Below are 18,760 nucleotides of genomic sequence, written 5' to 3' on the forward strand. Positions count from 1 at the left end.
CACGGGCGCCACATCGGGCGGCGCCGGCACGGGATCGGGGTTGGAGGTCGGCGCGGGCTGGTCGCCCCGCGCCTGGGTCGGCGGCACGGGGGAGGTGAATTCCACCACGACAGCCGTCTCGATCGGCGGCGGCAGCGGCTTCACGAAGCCGTAGATGAACCCCGCCACCGCCAGCATGGCGTGCAGGCCGAAGGACACGGCGATCCAGCGCCGCAGGGCGCGGTCCTCAGGCTCCGGGTTCAGCAGCAGGCCGGACAAAAGCCGCGTTCCCTCTCAGCGCGTCGCCGGGCGGTTGGGCCCAGGGGCGGCGGCAGGTGCCGCGGCGGGCCGGGCCGGCACGCCGGCCGGCTGTTCGGCCAGCAGCGCCACGCGGCTGAAGCCGGCCGCGTTCACCGTGCCCATCACCTCCATCACGCGCCCGTAGCTGATCGCCCGGTCGCCGCGGACGAAGATGCGCCGTTCCGGCTGGCCCTGCTGCGTGGGCTGGGAGGCGAGGATGGCGCGGAGCTGCGCCACCAGCGCCTCCATCTGCACCTCCGTCTCCTGCAGGAAGATCCGGCCCTCCGAATTCACGGAGATGGTCAGCGGTTCCTGTTCCTGGTTCAGCGGCGTGGCATTGGTCCGCGGCAGGTCCACCGGCACGCCGACGGTCATCATCGGCGCCGCCACCATGAAGATGATCAGCAGCACCAGCATGACATCCACGAAGGGCGTCACATTGATCTCGCTCATCGGCCGGTAGGCGGCGCGCCGCCCGCGCCCGCCCCCCGACCGGCCGCCCATCATCCCGCCGGCCATGGTTCAGTCCCCCGCCTGGCGGGCGCCGCGGGAAGGCTCCGCCGCCGCTTCCGACTGGCGGGACAGGATGGCGGCGAATTCGGCGGAGAAGGCCTCCAGCCGCCCGGCGAAGCGCGCCAGGTCGGTCGCCAGCTTGTTGTAGGCAATCGTCGCGGGAATGGCAGCAATGAGCCCGATGGCGGTGGCGAACAGCGCCTCCGCGATGCCCGGCGCCACGACGGACAGGCTGGTATTCTGCATCCCCGCGATGGCGGAGAAGCTGTTCATGATGCCCCAGACCGTGCCGAACAGGCCGATGAAGGGGGCCGCGGAGCCGACGGTCGCCAGGAACACCATCCAGCGTTCCATCCGCTCCATCTCCCGCTGGATCGCCACCACCATGGCGCGCTCCACACGTTCCTTGAGGCCCGTGACCGCGAGTTCGGAGGACAGGTTGCGCGCCGCGGACCGCTTCCATTCCCGCATGGCGGACCCGAAGACGGCGGCGATGGGGTGGGCGGGTTCCTCGCCCTCCTTCGCGAACAGGTCCTCCAGGCTGCCCCCCGACCAGAACCGGTCCTCGAAGCCGTCCGCCGCGCGGTTCACCCGCCGCAGCGTGGTCAGCTTCTCGAACACGATGGCCCAGACCCAGACGGAGGCGAGCAGGAGCGAGATCATCACCCCCTTCACCACCCAGTCCGCCATCAGGAACAGCGACCAGAGCGACAGGTCGTGCGCCACGGGGGCCAGGGCCTGCGCGGTGACGTTGCCCAAAGCCGTAACTCCTCTTCTCAGCCGCCGGGGTCGCCCCGGTTATGTGTCGCGCCCTCAGTCCGTCCCGGCATTCCCGGCCAGCGCGTCCCGCCAGGGCGCGGGAATGCGCACCGGGCGCAACCCGCCAGCGCGGACGCACACCAGCCCGACCACCAGCGTCGCCAGCAGCGCCACCTTCCCCTCCTCCTCCCGCAACACGGTCTGGGTCAGGTCGAGGGTGGCGGCGCCCATGGCACGCAGGCGGGTCTCGACGATCAGGGCGTCATCGAGCCGGGTGGGGGCCGAATACTCCACTTCGATGCGCCGCACCACAAGCATCGCATCGTAACGCTCCATCATAAGCGCATGGGGCAAGTGCATGGCGCGCAAGGATTCGGTCCGCGCCCGCTCTGCCCACTTCAGGTAGTTGGCGTGATAGGCGACACCACCGGCATCCGTATCCTCGAAATAGACGCGAAGGGGGTAACGATGCGCTGTCATCAGGCCTCAGGGTCCGGGGCCGGCATGTCACGCAGAAGGTCGAGTTGCGCCGAAATCGAGGCAGGCGGCGCCAGGCCGAGGTGCCGCCACCCCGGCTCCCCCAGCATCCGCCCCCGCGGCGTGCGCAGCACCAGGCCTTCCTGGATCAGGAAGGGCTCGATGACTTCCTCCAGCGTATCCCGGCTTTCGGCCAGCGCCGCCGCCAGCGTCTCCACCCCCACGGGCCCGCCATTGTGGTGTTCGGCAATCCGGCGGAGGTAGCGGCGGTCCTGCGCATCGAGGCCGAGGTGATCGACCTCCAGCCTGGCCAGCGCGCCATCCACCATGGCCCGGTCCGCGACCTTCCCCGTCACCAGCGCGAAATCCCGGATGCGCCGCAGCAGCCGCCCGGCCACGCGCGGCGTGCCGCGAGACCGGCGCGCGATCTCCAGCGCGCCGTCCTCGGACAGCGCGAAGGCCAGCTTTTCCGCCCCCCGCCGGACGATCAGCAGCAATTCGTCCACGGTGTAGAATTGCAGCCGCAGCGGGATGCCGAAGCGGTCGCGCAGCGGCTGCGTCAGCAGCCCCGCCCGCGTCGTGGCCCCCACCAGGGTGAAGGGCGGCAGGTCGATCCTGACCGTCCTGGCCGCCGGGCCCTCCCCGATGATCAGGTCGAGGCAGAAATCCTCCATCGCAGGATAGAGCGTCTCCTCGATCGCGGGCTGCAGCCGGTGGATCTCGTCCACGAACAGCACGTCCCGCGGCTGGAGGTTGGTCAGGATCGCCGCCAGATCCCCCGATTTCTGCAGGATCGGCCCCGAGGTCGCCCGGAAGCCCACGCCCAGCTCCCGCGACACGATCTGCGCCAGCGTCGTCTTGCCGAGGCCCGGCGGGCCGAACAGCAGCACATGGTCCATCGCCTCGGCCCGCTGCTTCGCGGCCCCGATGAAGACCTCCAGATTCTCCCGCAGCGTCTTCTGGCCGATGAATTCCCTCAGATTTTGCGGGCGGAGGGAGCCTTCCGCGCCGTCCTCCTCCTGCCGCGTACCCCCGGTCACTCTCTCATCACTCATCGCGGCGCCATCTCCCGCAGCGCCTCGGTGATCAGCGCGTTCAGCCCGGCATCATCGCCCAGCCGCCTGGCCGCCCGCGCCACCGCCGCCGCCGCTTCCGGCCGCTTCCAGCCGAGGTTGGTAAGCGCCGAGGCCGCATCAGCCTCCACCCCCGCCACCACCGGCACGGCGATCGCCACGGCACCGACGCCATCCTCATCCGGCATGGCGCGGCCTACCGCCCATTTCTGCATCGCCGGCTCATCCACGATCCGCGTCGCGGTCGCGGCGCCAAGCCCCTTCACATCCGACAGGCGCTTGCGTTCCTTGGCCGCGATCGCCTGCGCCAACTGGTTGGGCGTCAGGCCCGACAGCACCACCAGCGCCTTCTGCGGCCCGACGGTCTTCACCTCGATGAGGGCCAGGAAAGCCTCGCGTTCCTGCGCGTCGAGGAAGCCGAACAGGGTAATGGCGTCCTGGCTGACCCGCGTTTCCACCAGCAGCTTCTGGACGCCCTCCCGCGCCGTCAGCCGGTCCAGCGTCTTGCGGGAGCAATGCACGAGGTAGCCGACCCCGTTGACGTCCAGCACGCAGCCGCCGTCCTGGACGCTCTCCACGAAGCCCCTGAGCGACCCGATCATGCGCCCGCCTTCGCGACCGCGCGGGCGAAGGCATTCCGCGTGCTGCGGTGATGCGCGTGGCAGATGGCGATCGCCAGCGCATCCGCCGCATCCGCCCGCTTGAAGGTCACGCCCGGCAGCAGCTGCCGCACCATGGCCTGCACCTGCACCTTATCCGCATGCCCGTTGCCGACCACGGCGCGCTTCACCTCCATCGCGCCGTATTCCCGCGTCGGCAGCCCCGCCAGCGCCGGCGCCAGCAGCACCACGCCCCGCGCCTGGCCGAGCTTCAGCGCGCTTTCGGGATTGCGGGCGACATAGGTGTTCTCCACCGCCGCCTCATCCGGCTGCATCTCCGCGATCACCTTCGCCAGCCCGTGGTGCAGCGCTAGCAGCCGGTCCGGCAGATCCTCCCCCGCCTTGGTGGAGATCACGCCCTCCGCGCAGAAGCGCAGCCGGAAGCCGTCATGCTCCACCAGCCCCCAGCCGGTGTGCTGGAGGCCGGGGTCAAGGCCGAGGATGCGAATCGGGGCGTTGGCCATCCCCGTCCTTTACCGCGTTTCAGGCGCTGAGGCGTTCCATCGCCGCCGCATCGACCTCGAAGTTCGCATAGACATTCTGCACGTCGTCATGGTCGTCGAGGATGTCGAGCAGCTTGAGAACCTCCCGCGCCCGATCCTCATCCAGGTCGATGGTGGTGGAGGGCCACCATTCCAGCTTGGCGGCGTCCGGCGTGCCGAACTTGCCTTCGAGCGCATCGCGGACGGTGGCGAAATCCTCGACGGCGCAGGACACCTCGTGCCCGTCCTCGCCGCTCTCCACATCCTCGGCGCCGGCCTCGATGGCGGCTTCCAGCATGGCATCCGCGCTGCCGGCGGCGGCGGGGTAGCGCAGCACGCCCTTGCGTTCGAACTGGAAGGCGACCGAATTGCTCTCCCCCAGCGCGCCGCCATTCTTGGCGAAGATGGACCGCAAATCGCCGCCGGTGCGGTTCCGGTTGTCGGTCAGGGCCTCCACGATCACGGCGATGCCGTAGGGGCCGTAGCCCTCGTAGCGGACCTCCTGGTAATCCTCCCCGGGCCCGCCGACCGCGGCGCGCTTGATGGCGCGGTCGATCGTGTCCCGCGTCATGTTCGAGGTCAGCGCCGCCTTCACCGCCGCCCGCAGCCGCGGGTTCATGGCGGGGTCGGGCAGGCCCGTCTTGGCGGAGACGGTGATCTCCCGGATCAGCTTGCCGAAGGCGCGCGCCTTCTTCGCGCCCTGCGCCGCCTTGCGGTGCATGATGTTCTTCGCGTGCGAATGGCCGGCCATCGCCCCGTATCCCTGTCTTGGGCAGGGCACCGCCCCGCCGCCTCGGCGCACCTATACCGGCCCGCCCCCGCTTGCGGCAAATCGGGCAAGCGCCTCGGTTGAGCATCGTCACACCACGCAACCCCTGGTTCATCAATGCGGCGCATCATGGCGTCATGGCCCGTAATGCCCGCCCGGCTTCGATCGTGCCCTTCCCGACCCCGCCCCTCGCGGCCCTGCTGGCGCTGCTCGCGCTGCTGGTCACGGCGCTGGCGCTGCTGGCCAGTACCGCGATGACCGAAAGGCTGCTCCGCGCCGATGCCCAGGCCCGGGTGGCGGGCCTCGGCGCCGAATTGCTCCGCCGCAGCCCCGAACTCGCCGCCCTGCTGAGAGCCGGCGGCGCCGCCGATCCAGGCCTGATGATGCCGGAGGGGATCCGCGCCGGCGGCGATGTCCTGCAACTCCGCCTGCTGACCGCCAATGGCCGGGTTCTGGCCAGCGATGGCGTGCCCGACCCCGCCGCCACCACCGTCACCGCGCGCGTCCCGCTGCGCGATGCCGCCGGCCCCGCCGGCATGCTGGAAGCGGTGCTGGACCAGGCGCCGCGCCGCGCCCTGTTCCGTGACGCCGTCCGCCTGGCGGAAGGCTCCATCGCCATGTTCGGCGGCGCCGCCTTCGCCCTTCTCGTCTGGCTGGCGCTGCGCCGCCAGCGCGTGACCAGCGCGGAGGCGCAGGCCCGGTTCCTCCGCCGGCATGACGCCACCACCGGCCTCGCCACCCATGCCGAATTCCGCGAAAGGCTCGACGACGCCCTCGCCATGGCGCGGGAACAGGGCTGGCAGGTCGGCGTCCAGGTCATCGACCTCCGCCGCTTCCGGGAGGTGAACGAGACCCATGGCCACGCCACGGGCGACATCGTCCTGTCCCTGATCGCCGCCCGCCTCCGCGGCGCCGTGCGGCGGGAGGATACGGTCGCCCGCCTGGCCGGGGATCGCTTCGCCATCGTCCAATCCGTGCTGCATGAGGCCGCCGCCGCCGCCCGCCTGGCCGACCGCCTGGCGGATGCCATCGCCACCCCCTTCATCCTGCCGGGCGACCTCTCCATCACCATCGCCGCCGATATCGGCCTGGTCATCGCACCGCATGATGGGGAGGATGCGCAGACCCTGCTGGACCGCGCCGAAAAGGCCCTCGGCATCGCGCGCGCCGAACCCGCCGCCGCCATCCGCGGCTTCGAACCCGCCCTCGATGCCGAAGCCCGCCGGCAGCGGGAGATCGAGCGTGACCTCCGCGCCGCCATCGCCGACGGGGCGCTGATGCTGCACTACCAGCCGCAATACCGCCTGCGCGACCACGCGCTGGTGGGGTTCGAGGCGCTGCTGCGCTGGCACCACCCCGAACGCGGCATGATCCCGCCCAGCGACTTCATCCCGCTGGCGGAACGCAGCGGCCTCATCATCCCGCTCGGCGCCTGGGTGCTGCGCGCGGCCTGCGCGGAAGCCGCGCGCTGGCCTGCCCCGGTACGCGTCGCCGTCAACCTCTCCCCCGCCCAGTTCCGCCATGGCGGGCTGGTCGGCACCATCGCCGACGCCCTGGCCACCACCGGCCTGCCCGGCCACCTGCTGGAACTGGAAGTCACGGAAAGCCTGCTGCAACGCGATGGGGAGGAGACGGAACGGCTGCTGCGCGCGATCCGCGGCCTCGGCGTTTCCATCGCCATGGATGATTTCGGCACCGGCTGGTCCAGCCTCGCCCATCTCTGGCGCTTCCCCTTCAGCAAGCTGAAGATCGACCGCGCCTTCATCCGCGACCTCGGCCATGATCCGCGCCTGTCCGCCATCGTCGCCACCATCGTCGGCCTCGGCAGCATCCTCGGCATGACCGTGGTGGCCGAAGGGGTGGAGACCGAGGAGCAGGCCCGCCTGCTGTCGCAGGAGGGCTGCGACCAGGTGCAGGGCTGGCTCTATGGCCGCGCCATGCCGGCGGAGGAAGCCCGCGCCCTGATCGCCGCGCAATCGGGTGCAGACCACCGCAAGGTCGCCTGACGGGAGTGTTCCCTCCCCCGCTATTGCGGGGGAGGGTCAGGGTGGGGGAATGAGCAACCTCCCCTGCAGGCCCATCGCCACCATGCCCCTGCTGATCCGCCCCGTCGCCGCAACGCCACATGTTCCGGCCGTCGCCGCTTGGCTGCACGCGCAATGGTGGCAGGCCGGCGGCCACAGCCTGGATGCCACGGCCGCCTTCCTGCGAAAGGCCACCGGCCCCGCCGCCCCCTGCGCGCTGGTGGCGGAACGGGATGGCGTTCCCCTCGGCACCGCCACCTTCGATACGGATGACCTGCCCGCGCGCCCCGACCTCTCCCCCTGGCTCGCCTCCGTCTTCGTCACATCAGCCGCGCGCCGGCAGGGCGTGGCGACGGCGCTGGTGAAGGCGGTGGAGGCGATGGCCGCGACGCAGGGCGTCCGTCGCCTCTGGCTGTTCACCCCGGACCAGGCACCTTTCTACGCGGCGCGCGGCTGGGTGCAGGCGGGGGTGGAGGAATATCGAGGCTCCCCTGTCGTGCTGATGCAGCGGGATTTTCCGTAGCCGCCCCCGCCTCCAGCCCCGCCAGGAAGACCGCCGCTTCCTGCTTCATGGCCGCCACCTTCTCCGGCGCCATCTTCGCCAGTGTCCGGACCGGCATGGCCATGCGCGGGTTGCGGGCGAAGCGCTCGGCGTGGCGCCCCATGAAATCCCAGTAGAGGAAGTTGAAGGGGCAGGCGCCCTTCCCGGTCGCCTTCTTCACGTCATAGGCGCAGCCGCGGCAATGGTCCGACATGCGGTTGATGTAGGCACCGCTGGCCGCATAGGGCTTGGACGCCATGACACCGCCATCGGCGTGCAGCGCCATGCCATGGGTGTTCGGCAATTCCACCCATTCATAGGCGTCGGCATAGACGACCATGTACCACTCATTCACCTCGGCCGGGTCGATGCCCGCGAGCAGCGCGAAATTCCCCGTCACCATCAGCCGCTGGATGTGGTGGGCGTAGGCCAGATCCCTTGTCTGGGTGATGGCGGCGCGCATGCAGGCCATCCGCGTCTCCCCCGACCAGTAGAACCAGGGCAGCCTGCGCGTCGCGCCCAGCGCGTTGGTGTCGCGATATTCCGGCATGCGCAGCCAGTAGATGCCCCGCACATATTCCCGCCAGCCGAGGATCTGGCGGATGAAGCCCTCCACCGCATTCAGCGGCGCGCGGCCCTGCCGATACGCCGCCTCCGCCGCCCGGCAGGCCTCCATCGGGTCCAGCAGCCCGCAATTCAGCGCCGCCCCCACCAGCGCGTGGAACAGCGTGGGTTCGCCTTCCGCCATCGCATCCTGGAAATCGCCGAAGCGCGCCAGGCGATGCGCCACGAAATCATCCAGCGCCTGCCGTGCCTCCCCGGCCGTGACCGGCCAGGCGAAGGCGTCGAGCGTGCCGAAATGCTCCGGGAATTCCCGCGCCACCAGCGCCATCACCCCGCGCGTCACCTCATCGGGTGCGAAGCGACGCGGCCGAGGCGGCTTCACCCCGGGGTCGAGCGGCTTGCGGTTCTCCGCATCGAAGTTCCAGGCCCCGCCGGTCGGCTCCTCCGGCGCTTCCATCAGCAGCCCCGTGGTGCGCCGCATCTCCCGGTAGAAAAACTCCATGCGGAGCTGCTTCTTCTCCCCCGCCCAGGCGCGGAAGCGCTGCATGGAGCACAGGAACCGCCCATCCTCCCGGATATCCACCGGCAGGCCGGTCAGATGCTCCCAGCCGCGCATATCCTCCAGCACCCGCCATTCGCCGGGCTGGGTGACGATGATGCGGCTGGCGCCGGCCTCCCGCGCGATGCGCGCCACTTCGCCGGCCAGGGTCTGTGTATTCGAGGCATCGTCCAGGCGGGAATAGGCAACGTGGATCCCTTCCCCCCGCAATTCCTCCGCGAAGTGCCGCATGGCGGACAGGACGAGGGCGATCTTCTGCTTGTGGTGCTTCACATAGGTGCATTCGGACCGGACCTCGGCCATCAGCACCAGGTCGCGCGCTGGGTCGATGCCCGCCAGAGCCGACAGGCCGCGGGAACACTGGTCCCCCAGAACCACCCTCAGCGTGGTCATGCGCGTTCGTACCGGACGGCGCTGCCATCCTCGCCCGTGGTGGCGAAGCCCACCCAGGTGCCGGCGGCGTCATAGGCGATCTCCGCGCCCTCTCCCCCCACCAGCACCACGCGCAGCCCACCATCCGGCAGTGCCGCCCGGCTGAGCTGCGGTGACACCGGCCGCCCCTGGCGGGGATCGAACAGCGGCCCGCCTTCCGTCAGCGTCGCCCTTCGCCACCAGGTCAGCGGCGCCGCCTCCGCCGGCAGCCTGGCCTCCCCCGCCGAGCCGCGCAGCAGCAATTGCCCGCCTTCCGCCCGCGCCTCGGAGAAGCCCGGCGTGCCGTTGCGATCCAGCCGCGACCCCAGCGAGACCAGCCGGTCGCCGCGCCAGGCCTCCACCGTTTCATGGCTGTAGCGATAGACGGTGATGCCGATCAGCTTCACCTCCACCCGCACCAGGCTCCGCGCCTCCAGCACCCCGCCATCGAGGTTCCTGAACGTCACCTGGTGCGTCCCCACGGCCGTGCCGTTGCGGATCAGCCGGAAATTCACCGCCGCCGGCGCAGCCTTTACCGGGCGAGCCATCAGCACCGCCGGCAGCAGCAGCGCGGCACGCCGCCGCATCACCCGCGTCCCGCCAGCGCCGCGCGCCCCCCATCCACGCCGATCACCTGCCCCGTCATCCAGCCCGCGGCCTCCGACAGAAGAAAATCCGCCAGCGCCGCGCTGTCATCGGCCTCGCCGAGCCGTGGGATCGGGTGCTGCTTCGCGATCGCCTCCGCCATCTGCGGGCTTTTCGTCAGCGGCTCCGCCAGCGCGGTGCGGGTCAGGCTCGGCGCGATGCAGTTCACCCGCACCTTGGGCACGAGGTCCGCGGCCAGCGACACCGTCAGGCCCTCCACCGCCGCCTTCGCCGCGCCAATCGCGACATGGCTGGCAAACCCCTTCCGCGCCGCGACGGAGGAGAACAGCACGACGGACCCACCGCCTCCTTGTCCCCCATGGGCCGCCAGCGCCGTCGCGGCCGCCTGCACCGCCAGCGCGGGCGCCGCCGCGTTCAGCCGGAAGGCGTCCATCAAATCGGCCTCCGTGATCCGCGCCAGCGGCTTCAGCACGATGGAGCCGACGCAGAAGGCCAGCCCCGCCAGCGGCGTGCCCGCGGCGGCCACCGCGGCGGCCACCTGCGCGCGGTCCGTCACATCCGCCACCGCATGGCCCGCGCCGAGTTCCGCCGCCAGCACCGCCAGCCGGGCCGCGCCCCGTGCCACCAGGAAGGGCCGCGCGCCCCGGGCCGCCAGGCGCCGCGCCAGCGCCTCCCCGATTCCGCCCGTCGCCCCGAAGACCAGCACCTGACCCGTCATGAACCCATCATCCAATCCTGCGGCCGATCAGATGGGCCGCCCCGGCGGCAGCGAAAGGGTGCCCACACCGGCGACAGCCGGGACGGGAGACAGGATCGCCCCGCCATGGCAGGATACGGCGATGCGCCAATTGCTGCTGCTGCGCCACGCGAAATCCTCCTGGGATGATCCGCGGCTTTCGGACCACGCCCGGCCGTTGAATGCGCGCGGCCGGCGCGCGGCGATGGGCATGGGCCTGGCGATGCGCGAACTCGGCCTGGCACCCGACATCGTCCTCGTCTCCTCCGCCCGCCGCACCCTCCAGACACTCGAAGCCATCTCCCCCATCGACGGCACCCCGTTGATCGAGCCGATGGACGACCTCTACCTCACCACCTGGACCTCGCTGCTCGACGTGCTGCGCGGCGTGCGGGAAACGGCGCGGAGCGTCCTCCTCGTCGGCCATAATCCCGGCCTGCACGACCTGGCGATGGCGCTGGCCGGCGCCGCGGCCATGGCGGGGGACGGCCCGCTGGTGCGGCGCCTGGCGGCTTCCTACCCCACCGGCACCCTCACCGAATTCGCTGTCGCCCTACCCTGGCGGCAGTTGGAAGCCGGCGGCGGCCGCCTGCTGCGCGTGCTCTCCCCCGCGGATCTCCCCGGCGCCGAACCCGGCGACGCCTCGGACCCGATGGCCTGACCGCCATGCACCGAGGGCCGCCGATCATGTGGGAGGCGGTGGTGGACCCCACCCTCGCCCCCCGCCTCCTCCGCCATCCCGCCTTCGCCGCCCGCCGCGCCGGCCCCACGCGATCCGCCCCGCTGGTGCTGGAATGGCGGGACCAGGCGGATGGCCGCCTGGCCGAGGCCGGGCTGGCGGTGGAGGAAACGCGCGGCGGCCCCGCCCGCCTCGTCCAGGCCCTGCCGCCCGCCACCGCCATCGCCTGCCCCGCGACCCCCGCCGGAACGGCCGAGGACGAGGTGCCGGAGGAGGCCGACCACCTCCTGGCCGCCTTCCTCGGCCGCCGCGCCACCCTGCCGCTCGCCGATGGGGTGGAGGCGCGGCTGCTGCGCGGCGCGCTCCGCCTCGGCGATGCCGAACGCCCCGTGGCCCGGCTGATGCTCTCCGGCCCGGCGGATGCCGTCGCGGCCACCATGCGCGACCTGGCCGCCACCATCCCCCTGCTGCCGCCGCTGGCCAGCCTGGCGGAGGAAGCCCGCGCGCTCGGCACCGGGGCCCTGCCCCGCCCGCCCCGCCTCGGCCCGCCGGTGCTCGATCCCGCCTTGTCGGTGGAGGACACGCTCCGCCACGTCATCGGCCACCTGGCCGCGGTGCTCGCCTGGCACGCCCCGATCGCGCTGGCCGGGCAGCATCCCGCCGGCGTGCACCAGATGCGCGTGGCGCTGCGCCGCCTGCGTTCCGCCATCCGCGCCTTCCGCCCCGCGGTGGATGGCCCGGCGCTGCGGTCGGTGGATGGAAGGCTGAAGGCGCTGGCATCCCTGCTCGGCCCGGCAAGGGACTGGGATGTCTTCCTCGGCGGGCTCGGTGCCGAACTGGCCGGCGCCCTGCCCGGCGATCCCCGCATGGCGGCGCTGCTCGTGGCCGCCCGGGACCGCCGGGACCTCGCCTATGCCGACCTCGCCGCCCATCTCCGCAGCCCGGATTTCCGCCTGCTGCTCTGGGACCTCTGCGCCCTGGTGGCCTGCGCGCCCTGGCAGGCGGAGGAGGCCGGCGCGGTCGAGGATTTTGCCGCCGCCCTTCTCGCGAAACGCTGGCGCCGCCTTTCCGCCGCCGCGGCGGAGGTCGAGCACCTGCCCGACGCCGAATTCCATGCGCTGCGGCTGGACGGCAAGCGGCTGCGCTACGTGGCGGAGCTCTTCGCCCCCCTCTGGGGCCGCAAGCGCGGGCGGCGCTTCCTGGAGAGGCTGGCGGCGGTGCAGGAACAGATGGGCCTGGCCAATGACGCTGCCGTGGCCCGCGCGCTGGTGGCACCGCTGGGGCCCGAGGATGGAAACTGGGCCACCGGCGTCGCGGAAGGCTGGGTCCTGGCCCGGTCCCGCCGCGCCCGTGCGCGGGCCGGCAAGGCCTGGAAGGCGCTGATGCGCGCCGAGGCCTTCTGGACCCAGGGCTGACTGGACCCAGGCTGAGCGCCGGAATCCCGTCTCAATTATTGAAGATAAATGAATGGGTTGCGCGCGCCTTGTCCGCTGGGTTACGCGTTGGCCCCACCCCATTACCCTCACGGCCCCGTGACCCGACATCGCCGACTGTTCCGCCCCGCCCCCTCCCCACGCCGCTGGCGGGCCCCGATCATGGCCATCGCCGGCGCGCTGATCGTCGGCGCGCTGTCCGGCGTCGGCCTGCCGCCGGATCTCATGGGCTCCGCCCCCCGGGAACAGGATTGGTCGGCCCTGGCGGCGGAGGTCCGGGTGGTGGATGGCGACACGCTGCGCCTGGGCGACCGCACGCTCCGGCTCGCCGCCATCGATGCGCCGGAACGCGGCCAGGCCTGCGCCGATGGGGCCGGACTCGGCTTCGATTGCGGCGCGGCGGCGGCGGAGGCGCTGTCCCGCCTGGTCAATGGCCGCTCCGTCCTCTGCACCGTCAGTGGCCGGGACCGCTTCGGCCGTGGCCTCGGCAGTTGCACCGCCGGGGGCGTGGACCTGAATGGCGGGCTGGTCACGGCCGGCTGGGCGCTGGCCTATGGGGATGATCTGCGGATGCTGGCGCTCGAAGCCTCGGCCCGTGCCGCCGGCCGCGGCCTCTGGGCCGGCGGCTTCACGCGGCCCGAGGAATGGCGCCGCCGCAACTGAGGGTGTCCTGCGGGGCGCCGTAACTCGCGCCATTCTTTTCGACGAATTCGGCAACAGGCGCGTAACACCCGCGGGCGCATCCTGGCCCCGCAAGCTTGAACACCCCCCCACGTTGCCAACCGGCGCCGCAGCCTCCTATCTTGCGCCGCACCATAACGGTGCCGAGAGCAAGCGGCCCGGCACCCACCCCCGAGTGCGAGGAAGCAGCAGAATGACCACAACGCCCAACGGGTCCGTGACCTTCACGCTCGACGGCTCGAACCGCAGCACCAAGCTGCCGGTCCTGTCGGGCTCCATCGGCCCCGATGTGGTCGATATCCGCAAGCTCTACGCCGACCTCGGCGTCTTCACCTTCGACCCCGGCTATGGCGAGACGGCGAGCTGCGAGAGCCAGATCACCTACATCGACGGCGATGAGGGCGTGCTGCTCTACCGCGGCTACCCGATCGAGCAGCTGGCCGAGAGCTCCGACTTCATCGAGGTCTGCTACCTCCTGATGAATGGCGACCTGCCGAACGCCGCCCAGCTCGCGGAATTCCGCAAGGGCGTCACCTACCACACCATGGTGCATGAGCAGATCCGGCAGTTCTTCAACGGGTTCCGCCGCGATGCCCACCCGATGGCCGTGATGTGCGGCGTGGTCGGCGCGCTCGCCGCCTTCTACCACGACAACCTCGACATCAATGACGCCCGCCAGCGCGAGATCGCGGCCTTCCGCCTGATCGCCAAGGTGCCGACCATCGCGGCGATGGCCTACAAATATGCCCTCGGCCAGCCCTTCGTGTATCCGCGCAACGACCTGAGCTACGCCGCCAACTTCCTGCACATGCTGAACTCGGTCCCGGCGGAGCCCTACGTCGTCTCCCCGATCCTGGCCAAGGCGATGGACCGCATCCTGGTCTTGCACGCGGACCATGAGCAGAACGCCTCCACCTCCACCGTCCGCCTGGCGGGTTCCACCGGCGCCAACCCCTTCGCCTGCATCGCCGCCGGCATCGCCGCGCTGTGGGGCCCCGCCCATGGCGGCGCGAACGAGGCGGTGCTCAAGATGCTGGCCGAGATCGGCAGCGTGGAGAACATCCCCGCCTTCATCGAGAAGGTGAAGGACAAGAACTCCGGCGTGAAGCTCATGGGCTTCGGCCACCGGGTCTACAAGAACTTCGACCCGCGCGCGAAGATCATGCAGGAATCCTGCCACGAGGTTCTGCGCGAGCTCGGCATCAAGGATGAGCCGCTGCTGGACATGGCGATGGCGCTGGAGAAGGTGGCGCTGGAGGACGAATACTTCGTCAGCCGCAAGCTCTACCCGAATGTCGACTTCTATTCCGGCATCATCCTGAAGGCGATGGGCATCCCGACCAGCATGTTCACGGTGATCTTCGCCGTGGCGCGCACCGTCGGCTGGGTGTCCCAGTGGAAGGAAATGGTGGAGGACCCGTCGCAGCGCATCGGCCGCCCGCGCCAGATCTACACGGGCCCCGCCAAGCGCGACTACAAGCCGGTCGCCAGCCGCGGCTGAACCACCAGCCCCGCCGAGCCTGCCAGAGCCCCGCCGGCCCCGCCGGCGGGGCTTTTCGCTGCCTGGGTGCCGCCGCCGAGCCTTGCGTCGCGGGCAATCCGGCTTTGCCGCCGGCGCAAGCTTCATGCGGCCACCCATCCACCGACCTGCAATTGCGGCGGGGCGCCCGGCAATTGCGGCGGACCGCCAAGCAATTGAATCCCTGTGGAAAACCCGATCTCCGCAATTGCGGGGACGTCGCCCGCGCGCGCTGAACTGGCCGCCATCCGCACAGCCAGGGGCCGCATCTCGGCCGCTTCTACAACCGAGACAGGCATTTTCTTAACGGATTCGGAAAAAACGCCTTGAAAGAGCAACGGGTTCCGGGAATCTATCTATGCAGGGTTGATATCCACAGGGGGAATTAAACCAAATGCGTGAGATGCTCAGGATCGGCTCCGGCAAGGTGCTGGACGAACTGGTGAGGGCCAGGTTGCGGCTGTGGCCCCAGCAACCACCCGGCGTGACGGTGACGCCGAAGCAGCCCGGCACCTGGCTGCGGGGACGGCCGGGGGAGCCGACCCTGGTTGCCCAGCCCTTCCTCAAGCTGCCGGGCACCAACACCTACCGGACCATCCCGGACGGGCTCTGGCTGCATTTCAGCCCGGACCCGGCGGATCGCTACGCCGACATCCTCTGCATCGAGGCCTGCGGCTCCATCGCCAACCTCCAGGACAAGCGCGCCCGCTTCGCGCCTTCGACGACCTCGCTCCTGGTCGTCTGTCCGCTGCGCTGGCTGCTGGAGGGGGTGGGGCCGGAGGACCGGACCCCGCGCTGGAAGCTGATCCGCCTGCTGCGGGAGATGCCGACGGAACCGCTGGTGCTGCCGGTGCGGGATCTCCGCGTGCTCTACGGCCTGAAGTCGCGCCACTACCTCGGCTTCGCGCGGTCCCAGATGCCGCAGCCGCATGAGTATTTCTGCCCGATGGAAGCCCTGACGGCGGAAGATGGACACACCGCGCCGGAGATGCGGTCCCTGATCGGCCGCGCCAGCGCCACGGCCAACTTCATGACCCCACCCTGATGCCGCTGCCACCACGCCGGGGGTCGGGGGACCCCCGGCGGGGTGGTGCGCCGCAAGGCCCCCCGGCGGGGCAATGCCCCGCGAGGCAAGCCGACACAGGAACTTCACACACCCCCCCTGCCCGGAAGCCGAGGACGCCGGTAGATGCCTGCGACGAGCACGCCGGAAGACCGGCGACACGGCAGGACCACGGGGGAGATCACGACATGGCATTCGGCAGGCGCTCACTGGCTCTCGCGGCCACCGCCCTTCTGGCCCGTCCCCTGGCCCGTCCGGCCCTGGCACAGGGCGTCACGGGCCCGCTGGTCCTCTACACCTCCCAGCTCGAACCCGACGCGGCCCAGACGGTGGAGGCCTTCCGCCGCCGCCATCCCGGCGTCACGGTGGAATGGATCCGCGCCGGCACCGGCCAGATCATGACGCGCCTGCGGGCCGAGATCGCCGCCGGCCAGCCCCGGCCGGATGTCCTGCTCCTCGCCGATGGCCTGACCTTCGAAAGCCTCCGCGCGGAGGGCCGCCTGCGCCCGAGCCCGGAGGTCGCCACCGCCGGCACGCCGCCAGGCCAGGTCGATCCCGGCCGCGCCTATTTCGGCACCAAGCTCATCACCACGGGGATCATGCACCACGCCCGCGCGCCCTTCGCGCCGCGGAAGTGGGAGGACCTGCTCCAGCCCCGTGCCCGCAACCAGGTCGCCATGCCCTCCCCCGCCGTCTCCGGCGCCGCCGCCATCCATGTGACGGCGCTGGTGCAGAACCCGGCGCTGGACTGGGACTATGTGGAAAAGCTGGTCCGCAACGGCGTGCAGGCCCGGGGCGGCAACGGCCCCGTGATGCAGGCCGTGGCGGGGGCGGAACGCGCCTTCGGCATCGCCATCGACTACCTGCCCATCCGCGAACAGCGCAACGGCGCCCCCGTCCGCTTCGTCTTCCCGGAGGACGGCGTCTCCGCCATCACCGAACCGGCCGCCATCCTCTCCACCACCCGCAACGCCCCCGCCGCCATCGCCTTCATCGACTTCCTGCTGAGCCGCGAGGGCCAGGAACTCGCCTCCCGCCAGGGCTTCCTGCCGATCGACCCGGAGGTCGCGCCGCCCGCCGGCTTCCCCGACCCCCGCACGATCCGCATCATGCCCTTCGACGCCGCCCGCGCGGCGCGGGAGCAGGAGGAGACGCTCCGCCGCTTCGCCCAACTCATCGGCGGCTGATTGACCAGGGAGGGCCCCGGCCGCGCGACCGTCGCGCTGGCGGTCGGCTGGCTGCTGCTGGTCGGCGCCCTGCCGCTGGCCCGGCTGCTGGCGGAAAGCCTGGCGGGCACCGCGCTGCCCGCCGCCATGGCGGACCCGGCCACCTGGCGCGCCGCCTTCTGGTCGCTCGTCCTGGCGCTGGGCGCCGCGGCGCTGGCCACCGCCGCGGGGGGCGCGCTGGCCTGGGCGCTGCTGCTGCGCGGCCTGCCGGCGCGCGGCCCGCTGATCTTCTGCGCCGTGCTGCCCGCGCTGGTGCCGGCGCAAGTCATGGCGCTGGGCTGGATCCAGGCCGGCGGCCCGGCTTCTCCCCTTCTGCTGGCGCTCGACCTGGCGCCGCCGATCGGCACGCCGAACCCGATCTACTCCGCGGCCGGGATGGTGGCCCTGCTGGCCGTGCAGGCCACGCCGCTGGTCATGCTCGCCATCGCCGCCCTGCTGCGCCGCGTGCCGGGGGAGGTCGTGCTGGCGGCGCGTGGCCTGGGCTGCACGCCGGACCAGGCGCTGCGCCGCGCCGTCTGGCCGCTGCTGGCGCCGGGGCTGCTGGCGGGCGCGGGCCTCGCCTATGTGGCCGCGCTCGGCAATTTCGGCGTCGGCGCGCTGATCGGCATCCCCGCCCGCGTGCCGGTGCTGCCCGTGCTGATCTGGCAGCGCCTGTCGGCGGGCGGCACCGCCAGCCTGGCCCAGGCCGCGGCGCTCGCCCTGCTGCTGGCCGCCATGGCCGCGCCCGCCTTGGTGCTGCAGGCCATCGCCGCGAAGCGCGCGCCGGGCGGCGGGCGCCTGCCATTCTCGGCGCTGCCGCTGCGCGCCCCCGCCCAGGCCGCGACCCTTGCCATGGTGCTGCTCTACCTCGCCGTCGTGCTGCTGGTGCCGATGCTGGCGCTGGTGGCCGCTGCCCTGGTGCCCGCCATCGGCATGGAATTGTCGGCGGAGACGGCGACGCTCCGCCATTTCCTGACCGCGGTGGCGCCGGGCGCGCAGACCGCGCGGTCCTTCGGCAATTCGCTGCTGCTCTCGACCGGCGCCGCGGTGGTCCTGGCCCTGGCGGCGCTGCCCATCGCCATGGCGATGCGCGCCCGCGCCGTGCGCATCGCCACCACCGCAACGGATCTGCCCTATGCGCTGCCCGGCGCCTGCACCAGCGTCGCCGCCATCCTGGTGGTGCTGTCGCTGCCGGGGGGCGGCGCGCTGTATGGCACGCTGGGGCTGATCGGCCTGGCCTACCTCACCCGCTTCCAGGCCCTCGCGCTTCGCCCTGTCGCCGCCGCCGCCGCGCGGCTGGACCCCACGCTGGACGAGGCCGCGCGCGGCATGGGCGCGGGCGCCTGGCGCCGCCTGTTCAGCGTGCACCTGCCGCCGCTCGCCCCGGCACTCGCCGCCGGCGCCATCCTGGTGTCGCTGACCGCGGTGAATGAGGTGACGGTCTCCTCCCTCCTCTACGGCCCGGGGACGCAGACGCTCGGCGTGCTGGTCTTCAACCTGCAGGAAAGCGGGCAGTCGCCGCTCGCCGCCGCCGTCTCCTGCCTCGCGCTGCTGCTGAGCGCGGCGCTGATGGCGCTGGCCACGCTCGCCGGCCGCCGCCTGCCCGCGGGGACGCTGCCCTGGCGGGTGTGACTTGTACCAAAGGCAGCTTGCAGCGACTCGTTGGTATTCTGTTGCCGCCCTCAAGCGCCGGGCGGCCGCTCCGCGGCCTTGGCTCGCCGTGCCGAA

Annotated in this window: 19 protein-coding genes and 1 pseudogene; 9 read left to right on the plus strand and 11 right to left on the minus strand. The window is 71.7% G+C overall.

All coding sequences use genetic code 11. The features are described 5' to 3' along the window. From ACTIE5_RS20715 to ACTIE5_RS20750, 8 genes and pseudogenes are all read right to left on the minus strand, one after another. A pseudogene (locus ACTIE5_RS20715) lies at positions 1 to 258 on the minus strand (energy transducer TonB); the annotation flags it as partial. Positions 259 to 273: 15 nt separating this feature from the next. Continuing rightward, positions 274 to 798, minus strand: coding sequence for a protein TolR (tolR, locus tag ACTIE5_RS20720; RefSeq protein ID WP_439551621.1), 525 nt, complete (start codon positions 796 to 798; stop codon positions 274 to 276). Between the two features lie 3 nt (positions 799 to 801). Next, on the minus strand, positions 802 to 1,551 hold the full coding sequence (tolQ, locus tag ACTIE5_RS20725) for a protein TolQ (protein ID WP_439551622.1): 750 nt from the start codon (positions 1,549 to 1,551) through the stop codon (positions 802 to 804). 54 nt (positions 1,552 to 1,605) lie between these two features. Then, positions 1,606 to 2,031: a YbgC/FadM family acyl-CoA thioesterase gene (locus ACTIE5_RS20730; RefSeq protein ID WP_439551623.1), complete on the minus strand. Its 426-nt coding sequence runs from the start codon at positions 2,029 to 2,031 to the stop codon at positions 1,606 to 1,608. Further along, positions 2,031 to 3,083, minus strand: a complete 1,053-nt coding sequence (gene ruvB, locus ACTIE5_RS20735; protein WP_439551624.1) for a Holliday junction branch migration DNA helicase RuvB — start codon at positions 3,081 to 3,083, stop codon at positions 2,031 to 2,033. The genes ACTIE5_RS20730 and ruvB overlap by 1 nt, the downstream gene beginning before the upstream one ends. Continuing rightward, positions 3,080 to 3,703 (minus strand): Holliday junction branch migration protein RuvA, encoded by a 624-nt coding sequence (gene ruvA / locus ACTIE5_RS20740; protein WP_439551625.1) that lies wholly within the window; start codon positions 3,701 to 3,703, stop codon positions 3,080 to 3,082. Before ruvA ends, ruvB begins: the two co-directional genes overlap by 4 nt. Next, entirely contained in the window at positions 3,700 to 4,224 is a 525-nt protein-coding gene (gene ruvC / locus ACTIE5_RS20745) for a crossover junction endodeoxyribonuclease RuvC (protein WP_439551626.1), read from the minus strand. Before ruvC ends, ruvA begins: the two co-directional genes overlap by 4 nt. A 19-nt stretch (positions 4,225 to 4,243) precedes the next feature. Further along, positions 4,244 to 4,993: a YebC/PmpR family DNA-binding transcriptional regulator gene (locus ACTIE5_RS20750; RefSeq protein WP_439551627.1), complete on the minus strand. Its 750-nt coding sequence runs from the start codon at positions 4,991 to 4,993 to the stop codon at positions 4,244 to 4,246. A 98-nt stretch (positions 4,994 to 5,091) separates the two neighbouring features. Between ACTIE5_RS20750 and ACTIE5_RS20755 the strand changes: the two genes are divergently transcribed. After that, on the plus strand, positions 5,092 to 7,017 hold the full coding sequence (locus ACTIE5_RS20755; RefSeq protein WP_439551628.1) for a putative bifunctional diguanylate cyclase/phosphodiesterase: 1,926 nt from the start codon (positions 5,092 to 5,094) through the stop codon (positions 7,015 to 7,017). A 49-nt stretch (positions 7,018 to 7,066) separates the two neighbouring features. Further along, positions 7,067 to 7,558: a GNAT family N-acetyltransferase gene (locus tag ACTIE5_RS20760; protein ID WP_439551629.1), complete on the plus strand. Its 492-nt coding sequence runs from the start codon at positions 7,067 to 7,069 to the stop codon at positions 7,556 to 7,558. On the opposite strand, the gene ACTIE5_RS20765 is transcribed toward ACTIE5_RS20760, so the two are convergent. Genes ACTIE5_RS20765 through ACTIE5_RS20775 form a run of 3 tightly spaced genes read right to left on the minus strand, consistent with a single transcriptional unit; the run spans position 7,452 to position 10,434 of the window. Next, complete coding sequence (locus ACTIE5_RS20765) at positions 7,452 to 9,092, minus strand: cryptochrome/photolyase family protein (RefSeq protein WP_439551630.1); 1,641 nt, start codon at positions 9,090 to 9,092, stop codon at positions 7,452 to 7,454. The genes ACTIE5_RS20760 and ACTIE5_RS20765 overlap by 107 nt on opposite strands. After that, positions 9,089 to 9,697 carry a DUF6134 family protein gene (locus ACTIE5_RS20770; RefSeq protein ID WP_439551631.1) on the minus strand — a complete coding sequence of 203 codons (609 nt, stop codon included), beginning with the start codon at positions 9,695 to 9,697 and terminating at the stop codon, positions 9,089 to 9,091. Before ACTIE5_RS20770 ends, ACTIE5_RS20765 begins: the two co-directional genes overlap by 4 nt. After that, entirely contained in the window at positions 9,697 to 10,434 is a 738-nt protein-coding gene (locus ACTIE5_RS20775) for an SDR family NAD(P)-dependent oxidoreductase (protein ID WP_439551632.1), read from the minus strand. Before ACTIE5_RS20775 ends, ACTIE5_RS20770 begins: the two co-directional genes overlap by 1 nt. Before the next feature lie 121 nt (positions 10,435 to 10,555). Here ACTIE5_RS20775 and ACTIE5_RS20780 point away from each other — a divergent pair, with 121 nt between their 5' ends. The 7 genes from ACTIE5_RS20780 to ACTIE5_RS20810 all read left to right on the plus strand — a co-directional run bounded on the left by ACTIE5_RS20780 (position 10,556) and on the right by ACTIE5_RS20810 (position 18,664). After that, positions 10,556 to 11,113, plus strand: a complete 558-nt coding sequence (locus tag ACTIE5_RS20780) for a SixA phosphatase family protein (protein WP_439551633.1) — start codon at positions 10,556 to 10,558, stop codon at positions 11,111 to 11,113. Positions 11,114 to 11,154: 41 nt separating this feature from the next. After that, on the plus strand, positions 11,155 to 12,546 hold the full coding sequence (locus ACTIE5_RS20785) for a CHAD domain-containing protein (protein WP_439551634.1): 1,392 nt from the start codon (positions 11,155 to 11,157) through the stop codon (positions 12,544 to 12,546). A 180-nt stretch (positions 12,547 to 12,726) separates the two neighbouring features. Then, positions 12,727 to 13,227, plus strand: a complete 501-nt coding sequence (locus ACTIE5_RS20790; protein ID WP_439551635.1) for a thermonuclease family protein — start codon at positions 12,727 to 12,729, stop codon at positions 13,225 to 13,227. Positions 13,228 to 13,438: 211 nt separating this feature from the next. After that, positions 13,439 to 14,746 (plus strand): citrate synthase, encoded by a 1,308-nt coding sequence (gene gltA, locus ACTIE5_RS20795; protein ID WP_439551636.1) that lies wholly within the window; start codon positions 13,439 to 13,441, stop codon positions 14,744 to 14,746. A gap of 412 nt (positions 14,747 to 15,158) precedes the next feature. Beyond that, positions 15,159 to 15,809 carry a hypothetical protein gene (locus ACTIE5_RS20800; protein ID WP_439551637.1) on the plus strand — a complete coding sequence of 217 codons (651 nt, stop codon included), beginning with the start codon at positions 15,159 to 15,161 and terminating at the stop codon, positions 15,807 to 15,809. A 206-nt stretch (positions 15,810 to 16,015) separates the two neighbouring features. Beyond that, a complete protein-coding gene (locus ACTIE5_RS20805) occupies positions 16,016 to 17,014 on the plus strand; it encodes an ABC transporter substrate-binding protein (protein ID WP_439551638.1) in 999 nt (332 codons plus the stop codon). After that, positions 17,015 to 18,664 carry an ABC transporter permease gene (locus tag ACTIE5_RS20810; RefSeq protein ID WP_439551639.1) on the plus strand — a complete coding sequence of 550 codons (1,650 nt, stop codon included), beginning with the start codon at positions 17,015 to 17,017 and terminating at the stop codon, positions 18,662 to 18,664. Positions 18,665 to 18,760: the final 96 nt, after the last annotated feature.

Source organism: Falsiroseomonas sp. (assembly GCF_051859025.1).
GTDB lineage: Bacteria > Pseudomonadota > Alphaproteobacteria > Acetobacterales > Acetobacteraceae > Falsiroseomonas.